General features: G+C 34.7%; 7 protein-coding genes. All 7 read right to left on the bottom strand.

Translation table 11 applies throughout. The features are described from left to right. A partial coding sequence (locus tag ACOVQ4_RS18980; RefSeq protein ID WP_421822181.1) for a caspase family protein occupies nt 1-2,419 on the bottom strand: 2,419 nt, incomplete at its 3' end. A 196-nt stretch (nt 2,420-2,615) separates the two neighbouring features. Next, nucleotides 2,616-2,834 (bottom strand): hypothetical protein, encoded by a 219-nt coding sequence (locus tag ACOVQ4_RS18975; RefSeq protein WP_283372878.1) that lies wholly within the window; start codon nt 2,832-2,834, stop codon nt 2,616-2,618. Between the two features lie 2 nt (nt 2,835-2,836). Next, nucleotides 2,837-3,256, bottom strand: coding sequence for a hypothetical protein (locus ACOVQ4_RS18970; protein WP_283372879.1), 420 nt, complete (start codon nt 3,254-3,256; stop codon nt 2,837-2,839). A 135-nt stretch (nt 3,257-3,391) separates the two neighbouring features. Continuing rightward, the gene (locus ACOVQ4_RS18965) at nt 3,392-3,553 is read right to left on the bottom strand and encodes a DUF4248 domain-containing protein (protein WP_374754582.1); all 162 of its coding nucleotides are present in this window, start codon (nt 3,551-3,553) and stop codon (nt 3,392-3,394) included. 94 nt (nt 3,554-3,647) lie between these two features. Further along, nucleotides 3,648-4,778 carry a hypothetical protein gene (locus ACOVQ4_RS18960; protein WP_421822180.1) on the bottom strand — a complete coding sequence of 377 codons (1,131 nt, stop codon included), beginning with the start codon at nt 4,776-4,778 and terminating at the stop codon, nt 3,648-3,650. Next, nucleotides 4,768-5,187: a hypothetical protein gene (locus ACOVQ4_RS18955; RefSeq protein WP_421822179.1), complete on the bottom strand. Its 420-nt coding sequence runs from the start codon at nt 5,185-5,187 to the stop codon at nt 4,768-4,770. Before ACOVQ4_RS18955 ends, ACOVQ4_RS18960 begins: the two co-directional genes overlap by 11 nt. Continuing rightward, on the bottom strand, nt 5,184-5,516 hold the full coding sequence (locus ACOVQ4_RS18950) for a helix-turn-helix domain-containing protein (RefSeq protein WP_176464383.1): 333 nt from the start codon (nt 5,514-5,516) through the stop codon (nt 5,184-5,186). The genes ACOVQ4_RS18955 and ACOVQ4_RS18950 overlap by 4 nt, the downstream gene beginning before the upstream one ends. Nucleotides 5,517-5,605: the final 89 nt, after the last annotated feature.

The following is a 5,605-nucleotide window of genomic DNA, read 5'->3' as shown; positions in this document are numbered from 1 at the left end:
AATTAAGATTTTTCCTTACTGGTTTAGCCTGCTCATAATCAACCCAGTTCAAAGCAAAATAACTGTCAGGTACAGTTTTAAATACCAGTTTCATTAAACAGAACTTGATAGCTCTTCCTAAGCTTTTTGTTCTCTTTTCGCCTGTATTTATTTCTGGCAATCGCTCAATATATACCTCACTTTCATTGTTGCCCAAAGCTTTGCTTGAACCAATTACCACAACTTCGTCTCCATTTACCATCACTGGGAGGACTATTTCATTTGGCAATATTTCTTGATTTTGAATTGCCAGAATTAAGGGGTTATCAGCATTTACTTCGCCTTCTATTTCTTCTAACTCTATTTGTTGTTTTTGCTCAACTGACTTCGATTGAGGAGATAAATTTAGAATAGCAAGGCTATTGATAGTGATAGAGCTTTTAAGCAAAGACTCGTTGCCAATGCTTCTTGAAGGATGATACAAAGATGAAAGTGTAACCTTTGCTTGAAAAGATTGATGTGCTTTGAATGTTAACGAACTATCAGCCAAAACAATATCTTCTTTTCCAATGGTAGCATTGTTTTTCACTAACCTAAGCTTCAGGTCTTTAGCTAACCAGTCAAAAGAGGGGTTTGTTTCAAGATCAAATTCATCTAAGAATTTACTACTTCTAATTTGTGAATCTTCAATAGATTTTGTTTGTGAATAATCTTTATTAATCGAAAAGTTCTCCTGTATAAAAAAAGACAAATCTATTTCTTTTGTACTTACTATTAACTTAAACAAGCAATTACTCTCATTATCAGCATATTGTTCTTTATAGAAACCCAATCGGTTCTTAACAATAACCCCCGTTTCGTTAGCTGGAATAGTTGACTTGCCCAATTCTTTAATACCATAAAGAGGGGAAACAAAGATTACTTTGAAATAAAGCTCAACCTTAGCATTATTTGCTACTGAAAGAGTGTAATGTTTGGGTATCACTTCACCACTTTCATTTTGGTCTAAAATCAACTGAATATCATCTCCAACAAAAGATTGCTCCTCAACAGCCAAAGAGAACTCAATTTCTTCTTTTCTCAACCTTGATTTTGGGTTATTTAATTGTTTAATATTTTCCCAACGAACAATATCTCGTAAAACCTGATTTATTTCAAATAAATGCTCTTTTTCTGTAATGATTTTTCGTGAAGTTCTGTGAATTACTTGAATGAGATTACCTGATTGTAAAACCCAATAATCGGCAAACGCTTTTTCTACACACAAATATTCAGATAAAACAGAAAGGTCGTCTATTGGAACGCCGCTGTAAATAGTCGCATATTTTTTATTCCCATCAATTAGCACGCCTACATACTGTTGTTGATTATCCAATGTTGCCTCTGGTATAACAATAGAATCAAGCATTTGTACACCTGTTATTTTTCCTTTTGTAAACAAATGCTTTTCGGTAAATGAAGTAGTATTGGGTGAAAAAATCCAGATAGTAGCAGGCTTATTATATTCAATGGCCAATCCATGAATATTTCCTCTTTGAGCCCTCCATGAACGACTTTCTGAATCGTACGTTATAGGAAATGTATCGAGTCTATCAGTCTCTGTACCAGTCAAAAATAAAACATGAGGGTTGAAACCTCCCAGAAACTCTACATTAGGATGCTGACGGGATTCCTTTTCCCTCACGTAAACGGCTATTCGATTAAACAAATCTGAATATGAAAGTGACTGGACATCTTTTAAACAGTTTTGCAAAGTCAAGGTAAATAATCCTCTATTAGCTGACGTTTCGTAGGCTCGCTCGTTTTCTTGACAAGCGGCTAACAAAATATGCTTAGACTGAGGAACGTCTATTTTACCAGTACTTTGGAATTGTTTTGAATAAAAACCGTCAATATAATGCTCTAATCCACGTCGAGAACCTTCTTTTTCTACTTGCTTTACACGTACTAAATCTATGGAATCTCTCGTTCCAGAACCTGCATGACAACAATCCAAACAAACAACAATATGTGGGTTTTGTTTAGCAACCTCGCTGATGAGTATTGCCAATTCTTTATCCGCTAAGTCAAATCCTCCTGCGAGTCGGCTGTCATAACATACAAGTGTTTCATTTTTGTGGGTTGGGAACTCTTTCCAAAATTCTTGGGGTGCATTTTCTCTTGAGCCATGCCCAGAATAATAAAAAAGGACAGAGTCATTAACCGTAGCTTGACAAAGATGTGTACGAAAAGCATCAATAATATTTTGTCTGGTAGCTTGTTCGTTAGTTAGAGAAACAATTTGAGGAGATAGTCTTTGAAAAGAATTATTCAAGAGCTTATTCACCTCTTCAACATCGTTGACACAACCTTGTAAAGGCGACACACCTACAGGATAATTATTAATACCAACTAGAAGGGCATACAGTTTTCCTTCAGTATTAAGCGTTTCATAGTTCATGAAGAGTACGGGGTAAAGTATTTCAATTTCTTTAATTTATGCTGTTTTGTTGAAAAAAATATACTTTAAGTACTCAATATTTATTATTCGGTCAGTATCAAATTAACGACAAAATAATACCCATGTATAAAATCCAGCTACTTTGAACTTAACAGGCTTTTATACATGGGTTTATTACACAATTGAATAAATATAATTACTCCTTAACGTCCATATTTTGCTCTTTTCTAGAAGAAAAGTTAACCCAAATTAACAGTCCTAAACCTGCAATTATTATCAACATGACTATCAAAGTATTCCTAAATTGTGATTTCTTAGTTGGAGAAGAACATGTAATATCTGCAACACCTTTAGTTACGATCCCAGAAAGCTCTTCACCCACATTTTCAAACGGATTAGAAATTATTTCAAACATGATTACGAGAGTTTAACGGTGTCTAATAAGATGGTGTAAATATCCTCAATCTGGGTAATCGTTTTACTTACGGTCTCTCCATAGATATTTCTGTATTCGAGAGTCTGACCTTTACGCAGTTGAAATGCGTTTTGCAATAACTCATTTTCATAAAAATCGACTTTCCTTTTAAAATGATGAAGGTCAGTTTTTTGTTGAGATAACAATGTCTGCAACTCAGAGTTGTTGTTTGATTTTGTATGCTGCTTTCGGGTTGATATGATAGTGTCTACATACTCGCTCAAAGTCATTCCCATTTGCTGAGCCTCTTGTGCTAATTCTATTTTAGTTCGAGCTTCACACTTGAAGCCTAAGGTTACTTTGTTGGTAGCATATTGGAGTCCTTCCAACTGTAATGCTCTCCCTGTTCTAATTTCGTTCATTGCTTAATGTTAGATTAATCGCTATTAACTTACTGGTTTAAAAATAATTAACCCTCGAAAACCACCTTTGGGTTAACGAGGGTTAATATGAGTTAATTCGAATTAATTGAAGTTAATTCATGCTGTTTACACGAGTCAGTCAGGGGGCTCCCCTAAGTGGTTTATGATTAACTCCACTTGCTTAGGGGTAAATATCCTTTGATTTTCAATCAGAACAAGATTCGAGATTAATCCAAGCCATTTATTAAAAGTGGGTAGGCTTACCTTATATTTTCGAGCTAACTCCGTTCTATTCATCGGAGGAAACTTATTTGTATCAGACATAATATTGAGAGCTTTTATACGCTCGCATTCGCAGACTCATATATATGCCTTTGCGAGTGCGAACATGTTAAAATGGAATAATTAATTTGTAATGTGCACTCTTCCCCACTGTAAATCGTTCAATAAATCCCTTGTCATCTAGCTCCTTGAGCCTATCCTCAATTATCCTCGAACCACAATCAAAAGCCTCCGTAATCATCTCAATCAACTCTTTTTTACTTTTGGGCTCTTTCAAGTTGTCTGTAAGCCAATTTTGAATATCTGCTATCTGTGCCTTACTTTTCTTCATGGCTAGCTTTTCATTAATAAAGTCACTGCTAGCAAGGACTAACCCTTTTGATTCTTCTGAATACTGTACGTAAATTGGGTCTAATCTCTTAGTATTTCTTGAGTGTAAGAACTTTAAACGTATCAAGTCTGTATCGTTTCCTTGATTATCTTTTTCAAAGCCTATTTGAATAACTTGTGAAGCCTTATTATTCAATTCCGTACCTAGGTGTCCACGACCTTTGTCGTTGCCTGCTGAGGGATTTTCATGAATTACACAAAGAAAAGTAACATTATAGGTATTAATGGTCTCATTGAGCATGTCAACAAGCCTAAGGCTTTCTCTTACATCATTAAAGTTCTCAACACAGTCAGTTACGACATCGAACACAATGAAGAGATTATATATCTCATATCTTGTTCTAAACCTTTTGATATACTCATTTAACGTATCAAACCTTTCACTTCGAGGAATATCTATTAACGATATGTAATCTAAATTTTCGGGTTTATCTTCTATAGAGTAGCCTGAAAGTAGCTTGATTTTTTGAATAGCATAAGGAAATTGGTCATTGATATTACGTTCTGTATCTACATATAGCACAACTGATTTCTGCATTGCATTTCGTTTCATGCCTAGAAACCGATGGCTTGATTGGGTAATATCTCTTTGCAACATCAATCCACAAAAAATCTCCGTTAACCTTGATTTATGTACTCCCTTTTTACCTTGAATAATATTTATCGTGTTAGGAAAAATAATACCTGTTTCATTATACGTAATGATGGGAGAACTAAATGCAATCGTTTTACAGCTATTGGATTGTATCTTTTCCTGTGTTGCCAGAATCTTTGCAAGGTTATCTTTTTCATGAACTACTCCGCTAACCTGTTCAGGATTGAGGTATTGCTTATATTTATCAATATTCATTATTTTCTTCATTTAGGGTTGTAAAACATCGACTTAAAAGTAGATTAATGACATTATCTTGCAAATCATTACGCTCCCTTAATTCCTGATTTTGACGCAGTAGCACTTGTTTTTCATACGTTAGTTTCGACAAAAGTGAAGCGATTTGTGCCGTTTCTTCAAGATACGCCCTCTTTAGAAGTTGTACCATATCCAATAGACCAATGATTTGATTGATTTCTGTCTCTAAATTTTTAATTCTCATAGAGACATCTTCCTTCATTTCATCAAAAAGCATTTTTCTTAGCTTTTCCAGATATTTACATTTAGCATCAAGTAGTTTTTCTACATGAAAAAAGCTTTGAGCAAATGCTTCCTCCCAATACAAAACAAAAGCTTTAGTATCTGCTTGCTTATGAGGATTATTCATCGTAAGCCTCCTTTCTTACCAAAACCCTCTTCTTCGATTTCCTTTCGAGTTTTCTTTTTACCAGACTCGACCCACTGAATAAGGTCTGCTTTGAAGAAAAGAATCTTCTTACCAATTTTTTGAAAAGGAATCTTCCTAGCGGAAGTAAATTGATACAGTGTTGATTTCGGAATATTTAAAAATGAAGAAGCTTCATCTATCGACAAAGGTTTGTCGGCTGTTCCTAAAGATTTTGGTGTTTGCTCAGCAATGACTTGGCGAACGGAATGTTGAATTAGAGATACTAATTCTTCTGGAGTTACTAAGATTAATTTGGATGATATTTCCATTTGTGTCATCTACTCAGGGGGATTGTTCGTTGTCCCTTTCGATGACACAAAGTTTTATTGGTTTTTTGTGGTTGTTTATAGAGTTGTAG

The sequence above is a fragment of the Flectobacillus sp. genome (genome assembly GCF_049240685.1).
GTDB lineage: Bacteria > Bacteroidota > Bacteroidia > Cytophagales > Spirosomataceae > Flectobacillus.
Note: the sequence above shows the minus strand (reverse complement) of the source record. Positions and strands in the feature narration are given on the sequence as shown.